Genomic DNA, 14,888 nt, shown 5'->3' on the forward strand with positions numbered 1-14,888 from the left:
ATAGGAGTAGTGTCTGCCAGGTGCACATCGTGATTGTCGGCTCCGGGCGCGTAGGCGCCACTCTGGCCGTAACTCTTGAGGCAATAGGTCACTCCGTGGCGATCATCGACCGGTCGCCGGAGGCGTTTGAACGGCTACCGGATGACTTCTCCGGCTCCTGTATCACCGGCATGGCTTTCGACCGCGACACCCTGATTCGGGCGGGTATCGAACAGGCCCACGGGCTAGCTGCGGTCACGTCCGGGGACAACTCCAACATTCTCGCCGCCCGCGTGGCCCGGGAGACTTTTGGGGTCCAACAGGTGGTGGCCCGGATCTACGACCCACGGCGCGCGGACCTATACGCCAAGCTCGGCATCCCCACCGTGGGTACCGTGCGGTGGAGTGCGGATCGGATATTGCACCGGCTCCTGCCGCACGTTGCTGGTGAGGTCTATCGGGACGACACCGGCAGTATCTCGCTGTGCAACCCGTCGGTGCACCGTTCGTGGATCGGCACTCCCCTCAGCCAGCTGGAGGCGGCCACCGGCGTCCGGATCGCGTTCGTAACGCGGGCTTCAGTCGCGCACTTGCCGGCGGGCCACGAAGTGTTCCAGGAGGGAGACGACCTCCACCTCCTGGTGCCAGTCAAACGGGTGGAGCAAGTTTCACGCATATTGGGCCAGATCCCACAACAGGAGGACTAATGCGGGCAGTAATCGTGGGCGCAGGCTCAGTGGGCCGCACCATCGCCGCGGGGCTCGTGGCCTCGGGGCACGAGGTCACGTTGATCGAAAACCGCCCCGCCAAGATGAAGGTGGCCACCGTACCGCAGGCCGACTGGGTGCAGGCCGACGCCGCCTCCCCGGACGCGTTAGAGGCCGCAGGCACTGCCGAGTGCGACGTCTTGGTGGCCGCCACCGGGGACGACAAAGCCAACCTGGTCATCTCCTTCCTGGCGAAGACCGAGTTCGGCGTGCCGCGCGTCGTGGCCCGCGTGAACGAGCCCCGCAATGAATGGCTTTTTGACTCCACCTGGGGCGTGGACGTGTCGGTCTCCACGCCGCGGCTGATGACGGCGATCATCGAGGAGGCAGTCTCGGTGGGCGACCTCGTCCGGGTGATGGCCTTCCCGATGACCGGAGCCGGCCTTTACGAGGGCACTATCGCCCCCGGCGCGGCCCTCGCCGGGGTGCGTTGTGACGCGGTCGACCTGCCGGACGGCGTCGTCATCACCGCGGTCGTGCGTGACTCGCAACCGTTCGAGCCGGGGCCTGACCGCACGCTGGAGGCAGGTGACGCCATCATCGTGCTGACCTCCTTCGAGGCCGGAACGAATGAAGCCTCAGACCGCTTGGCCGGGTTGCGTCGCCTCCTGCGCCCAGACGCGTAGCCACACCCAGGTAAACCAACTGGCGAGCGCCATCAGTGGCAGCCCGAGGGCTAGGTGGGCCACCCCGAGGGGGCCCACCGCGCCCGCCAGGTACAGCGGCAATTTGACCACGATGCGCAACGCGAACACCCCGACCCACAGCCACGTCACCTGCTTGCAGGCGCGTTGCAGCCCCGCGCTAGCGGAGCGGAACCACAGTGGCGACCGGCCGTGCACTACCCCCAGGACGACGCCTGCCACCGGTAGCCGCGCGAGCGCTAGCAAGGCGATGACACCCCCGTAGGCGGCGTTGATCAAAATGCCGGGCAGGAAAACATCGGTGCCTTGGCCGCTGCGCCAGGCCCAAACCACGCCAATGCCGAGCCCCACCACACCGGAGAATGCCTGGGTTAGGGGAGAGCGAGTCACCAGCCGGGCCGCCACCAGCACCGCGCACACCACACCAGCCACTACTAGCGCCAGGCGCAGGTCACGCCACACTAGGAACAGCACCACAAACGCCAAGGTCGGCGCCAGACTGTCCACCACCCCGCGCCAGCCACCGACGGCCTGCTGTACCGAAAATTCCGAGGACCCCACCTGGCCCAACCAGCCAGCCTTACCGCGTGGCGTTGGCTTCACGCGTCGTCCTCCACGATCTGATACTCCGGACTCATGATGGCCAGCCCGTCGGCCGTCTCGGCCACTAGTCCACCGGCCAACAACAGGCGACCCGGTTCCAGGCCGGGTACCTCGGTGCGGCCGGGCCAGATCAGCTCGACGACCGCCGTGCCATCCCCCAAGGCCACCTTGAACAGGCGGGCACTGCCGTGGCCCGGGTAGGTCACCGACCGCACCACCCCGAAGGTGACCGCGGGCTGCCGCGGCACCAAATCGCTGATGCGGCTGGCCCCAAAGTCCCGGCGCAGCTCCTCAATTTGGGCGGTCTGGAGAGCGTCGCGGTAGGAGTACTCCAGGTCGACTCGTTTTTCCTTCATCGGGTCTCCGTCATCGACGGGCCCCGGCTAGCGTTGGGGTCCAAGAGGGGCGAGGCGGAGGCATCCACATTCACGCCTTCTCCCTCCAGTCCCACCGGCCGCAACTCCAGGGGGGCGCGGGGCGGCATCGGATCCTTCCCGCGCTCGACGATGATGGCGGATAGGATGTTTTCCGCCGCATTCAACTTGTCGGGGTTAGGGGCCTGCGCGGCCAAGGGGCCCCGGAGCATGGCCCGCACAAACCACCGTGGCCCATCGATCCCCAGCACCCGCACCGGCAACACGCCCTGTCGCCCATCTGGCCCGGGCACCATCACGGTGGCCTGCACCTCGGGACCAAACGGCCCCTGCCCGACGGCTACCCGGCCGCCGTCCTTCTCGATGGACGCGGCAATCTCGCCCCGAATCTCTTCCCACAGTCCCCGCGAGCGCGGGGCGGCGAATACCGCCACGCTCATCACGGAGTTGCCCAGCTGATAGGTCACCCCCAGGATCGACCGCCTATCGGGGGTGACGTTCATTTGGATGCCGATCCCGGGAATCTGGGGCAGCTTCAACGCCCCCAAGTCAAGATAACCGGGCCGCACTTTGCGCTCGGAAATATCGTAGGGGCCGTGCTTTTTCGGCGGCCGCGGCGTGGGCTGTGGCCGAGCCGGTGTGGTGGTGTCGGTTTGCCTTCTGGAAAACAACCCCATCGAACTTCCTTACTTTCGCTCCGTGGCCGCCAGCTTATCGGCTGGACCTTATTCGGCGCACTCCACGCACACCGGCTGGCCATCCTGCTCATAGGCCAGCAGCGAGCGATGATGCACCAGGAAACACTCCGAGCAGGTGAACTCGTCCACCTGGCGGGGCAATACTCGTACTGTCAGTTCTTCCCCGGACAAGTCCGCCCCGGGAAGTTCAAATCCTTCCGCTGCCTCGGTCTCGTCCTCATCGACTGAGGACGAACCCGCCTCGTTGCGGCGGGCCTTCAACTCCTCCAGGGAGTCCTCAGCAACTTCGTCGTCGGTCTTGCGGGGGGCGTCGTAATCGGTAGCCATTAGTTTCTCCTCACGGGCCGCGTTCCCAAATGTCCGGCGTATGGCGCGGGGATACTACCACCCGAAAGGCGTCAACGTCGCGTCGGCACCCGGAAATGCCGGATGGGCGCGTCATTCCAGGCCCCTGCCAGGTGCGCGTGGCAACCTGGGGGCATCACAGGGCGAGGGAGGACTATCGATGATCGAGCTTGAGCTCCTCGGAGTGGACAGCACGGGTGAACGGTTGGTTCTGGTCTCCGAGGGCGGAGAGCGGTTCACGCTGCAGATAGACGACTCCCTGCGCGGGGCCGTGCGGCGCGATCGCCCCAAGCTCGAAACCAAAGAGGTGCTCGGCGAATTGCGTCCGAAAGATCTGCAGGCCCTCATTCGGGCCGGGGCGTCGGCGGCGGAGGTCGCGGAGGCGGCGGGGTTGTCGCTGGAGCACGTCCGCAAGTTTGAAAGTCCGGTGCTCGGCGAGCGGCGGTGGACGGTAGAACGAGCCCAAGCCTGCCGGGTGGGGCACGAGGGGGACTCCCCCACATTGGGCGACCTCGTGGTCGACCGGTTGGCGGCTCGGGGGGTGGACCCGGAGTCGTTGACTTGGGATGCGGTACGGCGTCCCGGTGAGCCGTGGGAGGTCGTAGTCACGTTTGTGCAAAGTGCCGAGGAACGGGAGGCCCGCTGGGCCGTAGATGTCGCGGCGGGGACGGTGCGGGGTCTCGACGAGCAGGCCCGCTGGCTGACCGAGATGTCCACCCCGGCCCCGCCGCGGCCGCGCCGCCCAGAGATCACGCCCGCCGTCAGTATTACTGAGGCGATATTGGACGATCTGGATCGCCAGCGGCATCAGCGCCTCGCGCGGCGGCAAGCCGACACCGCCACCCCACCGGTGCGCCCGGTGTTGGCCCCGGCGCCCGACCCAGTGGAAGAAGACGGCGAGGAAGACGCACCAAACAGCACCCCTCCGGTGGACGACGGACCGCAGGAGCACCCGGACGAGAGCGCGGCGGTGGACACGGCGCCGCAGGCCCCTGCCGCGGCCGCGGAGGAGCCCGGCCACACCCCGGAGACTAAGCCCGCGAAAAAGGCCCGCCGCACTATGCCCACCTGGGAGGAAATCGTCTTCGGCTCGCGCTCTAAGTAGCTCCTGGACCTACGTGCGCGCCGTCAGCAGCGGAATCTCCATCTCGGCCGCGGTCAGCGAACCGTGCACGCCAGGCAGTTCGATGAAGGCCGCGCTGTGAAACCGCGGGTCAACAATGGTCACCGCGTCCCGCGCGAACGCCACCACGTCCCCAATGATGGCCTCGTTGGCAGGGTGCACCGGGCCGAAAAGGCCCGCCGCTATTGCCTCAGCGCGGGTAAATACCCAAGCCCGCTCTCCCAACGTCTCCTTCCAGCAGGCTGCCACCTGGGCGGCCGCCCCCGGCTCGGCGTAGACGTGGGTGGCCCGCGGCTCACCCCCCAGGGCGGCCACCCCGTCGGCGAGCCCCTCCGCTTCCACCCACACCCGTTGGGCGGGATCCGGGTTGACCATGCCGTGGTCGGCCGTCATCGTCACTAGGGTGTGCGAAGGCAGGTCGCTAAGTAATCGCCCGATCGCTTGATCTGCTTCTTCTAGGGCCGCCAACCAGGGCGGCGACCCCCAACCGTGGGCGTGCCCGGCTTTATCGATCTCCCCGATGTAGAGGTAGACGACACGGTGGCCGGAACTGATCAACCGCAGTGCCTCGGTCACGCGCGCGGCGATGGTCTGCCCGCTGTGGTGGGCACTGCCTCGCAAAGCTGCCTCGGTGAGGCCGGAGCCCGCGAAGTGAGCCAGACCGATAGCAGGCAAGGCCTGCCCCGTCGTGGCCAAGTAGTGCTCCGCGAAAGTGGGGACCGTCTGGAAATCCTGAGGCGCGATCGGGCTGTCGGCAAAGGTCAACAAGCTCACCAAGGGACCATCCACCATGCGCACGCTGTAACCGAGCATGCCGGTGGCGCCCCCCTGGTGGCCGGTGCCCAGCAGACTAATGCCGGCGGCCGTCGTCGAAGGAGCGCAGGTGGTCAGCACCTGGGCGGTCGGTTGCTGCCGCAGCGCCCGCAGGTGGGGGGCGTGCCCGGCTCGCTGCTGCAGCAGCTGGTCGCCCAAACCGTCGAGCAGCACCACGACCGCCGCCCGCGCCGCCGGGAACCGCAAGTCCCCCGGGTCACCCACCGGCAGCCCGACCGCATGCGCCGCGGCGGGCAGGATCTGTCCGAGGGTGGCACTGGGCGCCACCCACTGTGCGCTGGGCGGGGCCGCCGCGGGCTGTGCCTGCCGGGCAAAGAGCTCGCTCATCGTTTGCCTGCCGTGGCGCGTGCCAGCTGGGCGGCGAACTCGCTAGTGCGACGCACCTGCGCCGCTCCGTCGGCGGCGGCGGTCACCCGCACCATGACGTCCTCGTTCAGCAGAACCCCGCCCCAGCCGTGTTCGGCGACGCACTCCGGATCGCCGCAGGACTTCGGTTGCACTTCGATCTGGCGAGTGCTGCGCCATCCGATCGACAGCGTCACCTCAGTCAACTCGCCACCGTGTGGCCCTTCCGGATCGCGCAGGCCGTGCGAAACCCGCAGCGCCGAGATCTCGCTGAGGGCCACCGCGTCAGTGCTGACGACGATCGCCCCGGCTTCGTCATCGAGGTCGTCGACGTGTAACAGCAGCAACCGGGTGGGGGTAAGCACCATGGCGTTGAGGTGGCGGCGCACCGCTTCGTCGTCGATGGAGGTGCTTTGCTGTACGAGCATGTCTGCGACGCTTTCCCCCGCCAAAGCCAGGTCCAGCATGCGGGCCGCCGCCCGCGGGTAGTAGTCGAAGTTCGCCAGCTCGCTTAGCAACCGCTGATTCATCCGGCTATTGTCTCACCCCGGCGTGGACGTTTTCTCCCCTGCCCGGTGATCGGTGAGAATGTCGCTCATGCGCACGCCCGAAGACAGCGAAATTGTGGAGATCGACGTCTCGCGAGAGATGGAATCTTCCTTCTTGGAGTACGCCTACTCCGTCATTTACGCCCGGGCCCTGCCCGACGCCCGCGATGGGCTAAAGCCGGTGCAGCGGCGCATTTTGCATCAGATGGGGGTAATGAATCTGACCCCCGACCGCGGGCACGTGAAGTCCGCCCGGGTGGTGGGCGACGTGATGGGTAAGCTGCACCCGCACGGCGATGCCCCAATCTACGACGCCATGGTGCGCATGGCCCAACCGTTCTCCCTGCGGCTGCCGTTCATCGATGGACACGGCAACTTCGGGTCGCTCGACGACGGCCCGGCAGCCCCCCGTTACACGGAAGCTCGCCTAGCCCCGGCGGCGATGGCGATGATCGCCGATCTCGACGAAAACGTCGTTGATCTGGTGCCGAACTACGACAATCAGCTGCTGCAGCCCGCCGTGCTGCCTGCCGCTATTCCCGCGCTGCTGGTCAACGGTGCCGCAGGGATCGCCGTCGGCATGGCCACCAACATGGCACCCCACAACCTGGGAGAGGTGTTAGCCGGCGCCCGCTACTTGCTCGCCCATCCGCAGGCCACCGTCGAGGATTTGGAGCGGTTCATTCCGGGGCCGGATCTGCCGGGAGGCGGCATGATCGTCGGGCTGGCAGGGATACGGGAGGCTGCCCGCACCGGCCGCGGGGCTTTCAAGACCCGGGCCACGGCCCGCATTGAACGGCTGACGGCCCGCAAGCAGGGCATCGTGGTCACCGAGCTGCCGTACCTGGTCGGAACCGAGCGGGTCATTGAAAAAATCAAGGACGGGGTCAACGCCCGAAAGCTCTCTGGTATCTCCAAGGTCGAGGACCACACGGACCGCACAAAGGGCATGCGGCTAGTGATAGAGGTCAAGGCAGGCTTCAACCCGGAGGCGGTCCTGGCCCAGCTCTACAAGCACACCCCGTTGGAAGACAATTTTGCGATCAACAACGTGGCCTTGGTCGAGGGCCAACCGCGCACCCTGGGGCTACTGGAGCTGCTGCAGGTATTCGTCGACCACCGGTTGGAAGTGGTGCGGCGCCGCAGCGAGTTCCGCTTGGCCAAACGCGCGGAACGCATGCACCTGATCGAAGGCTTGCTGCTGGTGCTAGCCGACATTGATGAAGCGATCGCCGTCATCCGTACCTCAGACGACGCGGCGGCCGCGCGAGCGCGCCTGCAAACTGTTTTCGACATCACGGAAGTGCAGGCGGAGTACATCCTGGCCCTGCGGCTGCGTCGCCTGACGAAGTTCTCCCGCTTGGAGCTGGAGGCCGAGCGGGACGAGCTGGCACGGGAAATTGCTGAGCTGGAGCGCATATTGGCTGACCCAGCCGTCCTGCGGGAGGTAGTGAGCGGCGAGATGGCGGCCACCGCCGAACAATTTGCCACCCCCCGTCGCACGGTGCTGTTGGAGGACGAAGGAGCGGCACCGGTGGGCAGTCAGGCCAACGCGGCGGCCCCGCTGGAGGTGGCCGACGAGCCCTGCCGAGTGTTGCTAAGCGCCACCGGTTTGTTGGCGCGCGTGGCGGGAACAGACGTCATGACCCGGGAGGGGCCCCGAGCCGCCCACGACGCCCTCCTCGGCGACGTGGCGGCTACCACCCGCGGCAAGGTCGGCATCGTCCTGGACGACGGCACTGTCGCACGCATCGACGTGGTGGAGATTCCGGCGCTACCCCGCACCGAGGGGGCCGTCTCCCTGGCCGGGGGGACCCCGGCTCGCCTCCTGCTGCCCAGCGGGCAGTCGCCCGCCGAACCGGTCGGTTTAGCCGAACTCACTGCGGCGGCAGCGCCGCTCGGACTGCTGACGCGCTCCGGACGGGTCAAGCGGGTGGGGGCCGACGGGCCGGCGCGCAGCGACCGCTACGAGGTCATCACCTTGGAGGAGGGCGACGCGGTGGTGGTGGCCGCCAGTGCCCCGGACGACTCCCAGTTTGTCGCCATTACCTCCGATGCGCAGTTGCTGCGCTTCGACGCGGCGCGGGTGCGGGTGCAGGGACGCAGCGCGGCGGGCATGGCGGGGATCGCGGTGAAGGACAGTGCGCACGTGCTGGGCGGTGGGATCGTGGCCAGCGAACTGGTGTCCGCCGCCGTGGTGGTCACTGGCGCGGGCGCAGCCGGGGCTTTGCCGGAGTCCGGGCCTGCCGCCCTCAAGGTGACGCCGCTGGATCGCTACCCCGTCAAGGGGCGGGCCACCGGTGGGGTGCGGGTGCAGCGCCTCCTGCGCGGCCAGGATTCCTTGGTCCTTGGCTGGACGGGACTGGGGCCGGCCCGGGCGGTGGGTGCGGGCGGCCAGCCGGTCGAGTTGCCGCCGGTCGACGAGCGCCGCGATGCCTCCGGGGTGGCTATCGACACCCCCGTGGCGGCCGTCGGCTGAGGGACGCGTCGGCCGGGGCTATAAGTACATCGTGTAGACCGAGCTGGCGGCCCCGGCCCGGAAACCTAGATCGTGCAGTTCATCGGTGAGGGTCTCCGTGGTGCCTTCCTCGACATCTAGCGCGATGCCATCCATGCCGTCATCGGCGCAGGCTTGCATCGCCGCACACACCAGGGCGGTGCCCACCTCGGTGCGTCGCCACGCCGAGAAAACCACCAGGAAGTCGATGTAGCCCTCGGTCCAGCCCAGGGCGTCCCAGTCTTGTTCGTAGCGGGAGACGAGCACGAAGCCCGCCACGCGCGTGCGGTCACGTGACCGATCCAAGGCCACAAAAGACCAAGCGGGCATGAATTCCCCCCGCACCTGTTCCCACTCTGTCTGGTCAAGCGCTGAGGCCCCGGCATCGGCTTGCATCTCGTTATAGGCGGAGTGGGCCAAAATGTCGAGCTTGTCGGTCCACGGTTCGATCGTCAAATACTGGCCGGTGGCGACCGTCGGGATTGCCTGGTTGAGTGAGCGGCGCCATTCCACGAACGAGGCGGTGCGTTTGTATCCGAACTCCTCCAGGTGACGGATCATGTTTACGCGATCGTCTTCCACGTGAATGGAGATGCGGCGGCTGGTGGCTGGCCGGGCCAGCAGGGCGGCACGAGCGGCCTGCACCTGCCAACGAAGGTTGGCCAGCCCGATCCCCCGCTGCCGCCACTGCGGATGTACCGCTCCCTTGGTCAACGCCTCCAGGTCGTCTCCGCCGCGCAACCTGACGTGCCCAAAGGCCCGCAGTTGCCCCCGCGCATCGAAGCCGCCCAAGGACACGACGTCGGCGGGCTGGGCAAACATGCGGTGCACCTCAGCGGGCGACGTTCGGTAGGCCGGATTGTCTGTCTCCTCGCACACGGCGATCAGGGCCGCCACTTGCTCGACGTCCCCCGCCGCCAGGTCGCGCCAGGTTAGGTCCGCCACCCGGCTGCCCGGCGCTAACTGTGCTTGTCCCGCCCAGCTCATAGTTCGAGGGCGTACAGGATCTGGGACTGTTCTGGCACGTACCCCAGCCGGGCGTAAAACGCCCCAGCGCCTGACTGGTTGGCGGTGTCCACGTCAAGGGCGGCGTACTCCATGCCAGCCTGTCGCATCGCCGCCAGGCTGGCCACGATCAGGGCCCGGGCGGTCCCGTTGCCCCGCCCAGCGGGCGTGACGCCAATAAGTTCGGTATATCCCTCCAACGACCGGGCGCTCCAGCTCCACGGGCGGGCCGACGAAAGGACGTAGCCGCATACTGCCGCCGTCTCGTCGTCCTGCACCGCCAGGAAGCTCCAGGCGGGCTCCAGGGCCTCGGTGGCCTCGCGCCACCACTGTTCGTACAGGGCAGGATTGCCGAAGTGATCAGCGAAAGCGACCAGGTGGGCGGCCCGGGCATCTGGCAGGCGCGCTGGCTCCCAGGGCACTATCCGCACCCCGGTCGGCATCGGCGCGACGGGCGGCGGCTCGGCCAGGGAGCGTCGCATGTCCCGAAAAGTGCGCACGGGGGCGAAACCCGCCGCAGCGTACAGTCGCCGTCGGTCCGTCAAGTGCTCGTCAACCAAGGAAGTCACTAAAGCCGCCGTGACGCTGGGGGCGGCCTGGGCGGCCGCGGCCAACAGCTGGCGCACCCGCGCGTCCTGCCAGGCGAAAAGTTCCTTGCCGATGCCGCGCCCGCGCCAGCTCGGGGTGATGTGGGCGGCCAGATTGGCCACCAAGACCTCACCAACCGCAGGGGACAGCGAGCAACTACCGAAGGCCCGCAACGTGCCTACCATGTCAAAGCCCGCCAGTGCCTCGGCGGTGCCGTCGTGCAGCTCCGCTAGCAGGCCGTGCACAGCCTCCGGGCCGAGGGGGTGCAATGACTTGTCGAACCGCTCGCACTCCACCACTAGCCGGGTTAGTTGCGTGCGGTCGCTGTCCTGTACCTGCCGCCAGGTCAGGCCCAGGTGCGGCGACGGCACCTGGCAAGTCGAGGGCGCGGCAAGACGCCCAACAAGGTCGCTCATGGCAGCCAGTTTAGGGGCAGCTCAGGCATCGATGCGCTCATAATCCAGGCTGGCCGCCCCTTCGATGATGAACTCACGCCGGGGGGGCACCACCGATCCCATCAACAGATCGAAGGTGCGTTCGGCGGCGATAAGGGCCGCCTCGTCGGCGATGGTGATACGCCGCAATGTCCGATGTGCCGGATCCATTGTGGTCTCGGCCAACTGGTGGGCGTCCATCTCTCCCAAACCCTTGTAGCGCTGAATGGGTTCTTTGAAAGCCCGTCCCAGGCGCTTGAGCCGGGCGATTTGCTGGTGTAGTTCCGCCTCGGAATAGGTGTAGATGTACTCGGTCTTGCGCCGCCCGGCACCTGGCACCTCCAACCGGTGCAGCGGCGGCACGGCGGCATAGACCCGGCCCGCCTCTATCAGGGGACGCATGTAGCGGAAGAACAGTGTCAACAGCAGGGTCCGGATGTGGGCGCCGTCCACATCGGCGTCGGTCATCAAAATCACCTTGCCGTAGCGGGCCGCGCTCAGGTCAAAGGACCGGCCCGCCCCGGCGCCGATCACCTGGATGATGGCCGCACATTCGGCGTTTGCCAACATGTCTGCTTGGCTGGACTTCTGTACGTTCAGTATCTTGCCGCGAATGGGCAGCAGCGCCTGGAAGTCTGACGACCGCGCAAGCTTGGCGGTGCCCAACGCCGAGTCACCTTCGACGATGAAGAGCTCGGTGCCCTCCACATCGTTGGCTCGACAATCAGCCAGTTTCGTCGGCAGCGACGAATTTTCCAAGGCATTCTTGCGGCGGGAGATCTCTTTTTGCGTGCGGGCAGAAACACGCGCCCGCATCTCCCCAACGATCTTCTCCAGGACGGCCCCCGCCTGGGTCTTTTGCTGCCCCTTGGTGGCTCCGAGATACTCGCCCAGGGCGGTCGTCACCACCTTGGCCACGATGGCACGGACCTGCGGAGTGCCCAAGACCTCCTTGGTCTGCCCCTCGAATTGCGGCTCCGCGAGACGAACAGTGACCACGGCGGTCAAGCCTGCCAGCATGTCGTCCTTCTCGATGCGCGGATCCTTCGGCTTAATCCCAAAACGTCGGGGCTGGGCCTCCAGCTGGGATCGCACCGCTTTGACCAGCCCCTGCTCAAAACCAGTCAGGTGGGTGCCGCCCTTCGGGGTGGCAATGATGTTGACGAAAGAGCGAACAGTGGTGTCGTATCCGACTCCCCACCGCACGGCGCAATCGACGCGGCAAGTGCGTTCGACGTCGACGGCACGCAGTTTTCCGTCGGCCCCCAGCTGCTGGACACTCTCCGTGAACGTGGCCTGTCCCACCACATGCCAGGTGTCACTGACTGCCGCGTCGGGGGCGAGATAGTCGACGAAGTCCACCACGCCACCGTCGTTGCGGAAGGTTTCTTCGTAGGCGTCGTCGGCCAGCGGCACCGTCTGCGCGCTCGCCGCTAGGGCCACGCCTTCCCCGGGGGCGAGGTCAGTAAAAAGGTCGTCTGCTGCGGCGTCAAATGGGTAGTCAGTGAGGTCGGTGGGGACGGGCGAGTCTTCCGCTATGCCCGCGTCCGCTCGCGCGCTATCCACAGCCATCGCAGACGGTGTTGCTGTGGTCGGGGAGGGCTGCATGGTGGCTGCCGCGCCTGGGCGTTCGTCGCGCACCACGATGGTCAAGCCGGGAACCAGGAACGAGGTTTGTCGCGCCCGGTCCACTAGCCGCTGCAGATCAATGGCGTCGGCCTGCGGGAAAATCTGTGGGTCCGGCCAAAACCGCACTCTGGTGCCGCTGACACCGCGTTTGGCCTTGCCGATGATGCGCAGTTCCGAACGCTCCTCAAACGGCGTGAAGGGGGCATCTGGCTGCGGCGCGCCGCTATCAGCGAAGATGCCTGGCTCCCCGCGTCGGAAAGACATGGCGTGCACTTTTCCGGCGCGGGTGACCTCCACGTCGACCCGCTGCGAGAGGGCATTGACGACCGAGGCCCCCACTCCGTGCAAACCGCCGGCTGAGCCATAGGATGAGCCGCCGAATTTTCCCCCGGCGTGCAGCTTGGTGTAAACCACCTCTACGCCGGTTAGCCCCACAGACGGCACAATGTCAACGGGAATGCCGCGGCCGTCGTCGATGACCTCGACCGAGCCGTCGCGATGCACCGTGACACGGATGGTGGTGGCGTGCCCCTCGAGTGCTTCATCGACCGAGTTGTCGATGATCTCCCACACGCAGTGCATAACTCCCCGTTCATCGGTGGACCCGATGTACATCGCGGGACGCTTACGCACCGCCTCTAGTCCTTCGAGGACTTGCAGGTGGCGGGCGGAGTAGTCAGATGTCTGTGGCACCCGAGCATGGTACGGGCAGGCACGCCGCAGGCCAATCAGCACCGCCGCACGGGCCCCTAATCGCAGGCCTAGCCTGTGCCACAGCTCGCAGCGCTTTGCGCCTGGGGCGAAGTAGGCAGATTTTGGCGTCGGCGCCGCGCGAAGTGTGGTGACATGGAGCCATGGCAGAGATGGAAAAGTTGACCAACGCAGATCGTTGTGACGCCTGCGGGGCGCAGGCGTATGTCCGGTTCCGGATCGGGCAAGGAGAGCTGTTCTTCTGTGCGCACCACGCGCGGCGCCACGAGTCCCGCTTGGCGGAGGTAGGGACGCTGGAGATCGATGAGCGGGCCCAACTGACGGCACAGTTGACCCCCGTGTCTTAACCCCTAACAGGCAGTAAGAGGGGCGGGATGCTCGAACGCATCCCGCCCCTCTTACTGCCTGTTCGCGCGAACCGACGACGAACTAGTCGAGATAGTCGCGCAAAACTTGCGAACGCGACGGGTGGCGCAACTTGCTCATCGTCTTCGACTCGATCTGCCGGATCCGCTCCCGGGTGACCCCGTAGACCTTGCCGATTTCGTCGAGCGTCTTGGGCTGACCATCCAGCAACCCGAACCGCATCGAGACCACGCCAGATTCGCGTTCTGACAGCGTCTCCAGCACCTGCGTCAGCTGCTCCTGCAGGAGGGTGAAGCTGACCGCGTCCGCAGGCACTACCGCCTCGGAGTCCTCAATGAGGTCACCGAACTCGCTGTCGCCGTCCTCCCCCAGCGGGGTGTGCAGCGAGATGGGCTCCCGCCCATACTTCTGCACCTCGACCACCTTCTCAGGGGTCATGTCTAGCTCACGTGCCAGCTCTTCTGGGGTGGGCTCACGGCCCAAATCCTGCAACATCTGCCGCTGCACGCGCGCCAACTTGTTGATGACCTCCACCATGTGCACCGGGATGCGGATGGTGCGGGCTTGATCTGCCATGGCGCGGGTGATGGCCTGCCGGATCCACCACGTGGCGTAGGTGGAGAACTTGTATCCCTTGGTGTAATCGAACTTCTCCACTGCCCGGATCAGCCCCAGGTTGCCTTCCTGGATCAGGTCCAGGAACAACATGCCTCGGCCGGTGTAGCGCTTAGCCAGCGACACCACCAGACGGAGGTTGGCTTCCAGCAGGTGGTCTTTGGCCTGCTTGCCGTCCAACATGATCATGTGCAGCTCCCGCCGCAGCAGGCGGGGCAGTTCATCGGACTCGTTGTTGAGCTTTTCCTCGGCGAACAGTCCGGCCTCAATGCGCTTGGCCAGCTCGACCTCTTGCTCAGCCGTCAGCAGCGCGACCTTGCCGATTTGCTTGAGGTAGTCCTTAACGGGATCGGCGGTAGCTCCCGCCGTCACCACGGTTTGCACTGGCTCGTCGCTCTCAGAGTCCGACAGCACGAAACCGGTCTTGGATTCGTCCTTCTCGTGGTCTTCCTTCGACAGCCGCAGGCGGGCCTTGCCCGGGCTGGGTTCCTCGGTCTCGGGTTCTTCCTCTTCGGGTTCCGCCTCGTCCTTGTCGATGTCTTCGTCTTCGAGGTCGTCGACGTCGAGGTCATCTATGTCGATGTCCTCGTCGTCCACCTCACCGGTGAGTTCTTCGTCTTGGTCTTCCGCCTCCACGGGAGCCGCCGCCTCGGCCTTCTTGGTGGCACGCTTGGTGGTCTTCTTGGCGGGCTTGTCCTCACCCTCCACCGCCGCCTCGGTCTTCTTGGTGGCACGCTTGGTCGTTTTCTTGGCGGGCTTGTCCTCACCCTCCACCGCCGCCTC

15 protein-coding genes are annotated in these 14,888 nt (G+C 66.6%); 5 read left to right on the forward strand and 10 right to left on the reverse strand.

The annotated features are described in order from the left end of the window. Positions 1–20 precede the first annotated feature (20 nt). The gene (locus tag BSZ40_RS03250) at positions 21–686 is read left to right on the forward strand and encodes a potassium channel family protein (protein WP_073823238.1); all 666 of its coding nucleotides are present in this window, start codon (positions 21–23) and stop codon (positions 684–686) included. Continuing rightward, on the forward strand, positions 686–1,372 hold the full coding sequence (locus BSZ40_RS03255; protein ID WP_073823240.1) for a potassium channel family protein: 687 nt from the start codon (positions 686–688) through the stop codon (positions 1,370–1,372). The genes BSZ40_RS03250 and BSZ40_RS03255 overlap by 1 nt, the downstream gene beginning before the upstream one ends. On the opposite strand, the gene BSZ40_RS03260 is transcribed toward BSZ40_RS03255, so the two are convergent. From BSZ40_RS03260 to BSZ40_RS03275, 4 genes are read right to left on the reverse strand one after another with little or no spacing between them, the layout of a single operon-like run. Further along, on the reverse strand, positions 1,325–1,993 hold the full coding sequence (locus BSZ40_RS03260) for a DUF3159 domain-containing protein (protein ID WP_073823242.1): 669 nt from the start codon (positions 1,991–1,993) through the stop codon (positions 1,325–1,327). The genes BSZ40_RS03255 and BSZ40_RS03260 overlap by 48 nt on opposite strands. Next, positions 1,990–2,349, reverse strand: coding sequence for an OB-fold nucleic acid binding domain-containing protein (locus BSZ40_RS11825; protein ID WP_073823244.1), 360 nt, complete (start codon positions 2,347–2,349; stop codon positions 1,990–1,992). Before BSZ40_RS11825 ends, BSZ40_RS03260 begins: the two co-directional genes overlap by 4 nt. Then, a complete protein-coding gene (locus BSZ40_RS03270) occupies positions 2,346–3,044 on the reverse strand; it encodes a DUF3710 domain-containing protein (RefSeq protein ID WP_073823246.1) in 699 nt (232 codons plus the stop codon). Before BSZ40_RS03270 ends, BSZ40_RS11825 begins: the two co-directional genes overlap by 4 nt. Before the next feature lie 48 nt (positions 3,045–3,092). After that, positions 3,093–3,392 carry a DUF4193 domain-containing protein gene (locus BSZ40_RS03275; RefSeq protein WP_073823248.1) on the reverse strand — a complete coding sequence of 100 codons (300 nt, stop codon included), beginning with the start codon at positions 3,390–3,392 and terminating at the stop codon, positions 3,093–3,095. A gap of 178 nt (positions 3,393–3,570) precedes the next feature. Between BSZ40_RS03275 and sepH the strand changes: the two genes are divergently transcribed. Next, on the forward strand, positions 3,571–4,515 hold the full coding sequence (gene sepH / locus BSZ40_RS03280) for a septation protein SepH (RefSeq protein ID WP_073823250.1): 945 nt from the start codon (positions 3,571–3,573) through the stop codon (positions 4,513–4,515). A 9-nt stretch (positions 4,516–4,524) separates the two neighbouring features. Here sepH and BSZ40_RS03285 read toward each other — a convergent pair whose 3' ends face one another. Together BSZ40_RS03285 and BSZ40_RS03290 are read right to left on the reverse strand one after the other, a co-directional pair. After that, complete coding sequence (locus BSZ40_RS03285) at positions 4,525–5,694, reverse strand: alkaline phosphatase family protein (protein WP_084542580.1); 1,170 nt, start codon at positions 5,692–5,694, stop codon at positions 4,525–4,527. After that, positions 5,691–6,242: a DUF5998 family protein gene (locus BSZ40_RS03290; protein ID WP_073823251.1), complete on the reverse strand. Its 552-nt coding sequence runs from the start codon at positions 6,240–6,242 to the stop codon at positions 5,691–5,693. The genes BSZ40_RS03285 and BSZ40_RS03290 overlap by 4 nt, the downstream gene beginning before the upstream one ends. 67 nt (positions 6,243–6,309) lie before the next feature. Here BSZ40_RS03290 and BSZ40_RS03295 point away from each other — a divergent pair, with 67 nt between their 5' ends. Beyond that, positions 6,310–8,739, forward strand: a complete 2,430-nt coding sequence (locus tag BSZ40_RS03295) for a DNA gyrase/topoisomerase IV subunit A (RefSeq protein ID WP_245793796.1) — start codon at positions 6,310–6,312, stop codon at positions 8,737–8,739. An 18-nt stretch (positions 8,740–8,757) separates the two neighbouring features. On the opposite strand, the gene BSZ40_RS03300 is transcribed toward BSZ40_RS03295, so the two are convergent. From BSZ40_RS03300 to BSZ40_RS03310, 3 genes are read right to left on the reverse strand one after another with little or no spacing between them, the layout of a single operon-like run. Then, positions 8,758–9,744 (reverse strand): GNAT family N-acetyltransferase, encoded by a 987-nt coding sequence (locus BSZ40_RS03300; RefSeq protein ID WP_124850922.1) that lies wholly within the window; start codon positions 9,742–9,744, stop codon positions 8,758–8,760. Then, positions 9,741–10,766: a GNAT family N-acetyltransferase gene (locus BSZ40_RS03305; protein ID WP_084542581.1), complete on the reverse strand. Its 1,026-nt coding sequence runs from the start codon at positions 10,764–10,766 to the stop codon at positions 9,741–9,743. Before BSZ40_RS03305 ends, BSZ40_RS03300 begins: the two co-directional genes overlap by 4 nt. A 21-nt stretch (positions 10,767–10,787) precedes the next feature. Further along, a complete protein-coding gene (locus BSZ40_RS03310) occupies positions 10,788–13,106 on the reverse strand; it encodes a DNA gyrase/topoisomerase IV subunit B (protein ID WP_245793799.1) in 2,319 nt (772 codons plus the stop codon). A 161-nt stretch (positions 13,107–13,267) separates the two neighbouring features. On the opposite strand from BSZ40_RS03310, the gene BSZ40_RS03315 reads away from it, so the two are divergent. Continuing rightward, complete coding sequence (locus BSZ40_RS03315; RefSeq protein ID WP_124850926.1) at positions 13,268–13,471, forward strand: DUF7455 domain-containing protein; 204 nt, start codon at positions 13,268–13,270, stop codon at positions 13,469–13,471. An 82-nt stretch (positions 13,472–13,553) separates the two neighbouring features. On the opposite strand, the gene BSZ40_RS03320 is transcribed toward BSZ40_RS03315, so the two are convergent. Further along, on the reverse strand, positions 13,554–14,888 hold a 1,335-nt coding region (locus BSZ40_RS03320), incomplete at its 5' end, for an RNA polymerase sigma factor (protein WP_073823333.1).

It is taken from the genome of Buchananella hordeovulneris (assembly GCF_001907235.1).
GTDB lineage: Bacteria > Actinomycetota > Actinomycetes > Actinomycetales > Actinomycetaceae > Buchananella > Buchananella hordeovulneris.

Excerpts from the sequence above, each read along its gene's own strand:
- BSZ40_RS03315 (WP_124850926.1), top strand. The coding sequence starts at position 13,268 with ATGGCAGAGATGGAAAAGTTGACCAACGCAGATCGTTGTGACGCCTGC.
- BSZ40_RS03275 (WP_073823248.1), bottom strand. The coding sequence starts at position 3,392 with ATGGCTACCGATTACGACGCCCCCCGCAAGACCGACGACGAAGTTGCT.
- BSZ40_RS11825 (WP_073823244.1), bottom strand. The coding sequence starts at position 2,349 with ATGAAGGAAAAACGAGTCGACCTGGAGTACTCCTACCGCGACGCTCTC.
- BSZ40_RS03285 (WP_084542580.1), bottom strand. The coding sequence starts at position 5,694 with ATGAGCGAGCTCTTTGCCCGGCAGGCACAGCCCGCGGCGGCCCCGCCC.
- BSZ40_RS03300 (WP_124850922.1), bottom strand. The coding sequence starts at position 9,744 with ATGAGCTGGGCGGGACAAGCACAGTTAGCGCCGGGCAGCCGGGTGGCG.
- BSZ40_RS03270 (WP_073823246.1), bottom strand. The coding sequence starts at position 3,044 with ATGGGGTTGTTTTCCAGAAGGCAAACCGACACCACCACACCGGCTCGG.
- BSZ40_RS03295 (WP_245793796.1), top strand. The coding sequence starts at position 6,310 with ATGCGCACGCCCGAAGACAGCGAAATTGTGGAGATCGACGTCTCGCGA.
- sepH (WP_073823250.1), top strand. The coding sequence starts at position 3,571 with ATGATCGAGCTTGAGCTCCTCGGAGTGGACAGCACGGGTGAACGGTTG.
- BSZ40_RS03290 (WP_073823251.1), bottom strand. The coding sequence starts at position 6,242 with ATGAATCAGCGGTTGCTAAGCGAGCTGGCGAACTTCGACTACTACCCG.
- BSZ40_RS03255 (WP_073823240.1), top strand. The coding sequence starts at position 686 with ATGCGGGCAGTAATCGTGGGCGCAGGCTCAGTGGGCCGCACCATCGCC.
- BSZ40_RS03305 (WP_084542581.1), bottom strand. The coding sequence starts at position 10,766 with ATGAGCGACCTTGTTGGGCGTCTTGCCGCGCCCTCGACTTGCCAGGTG.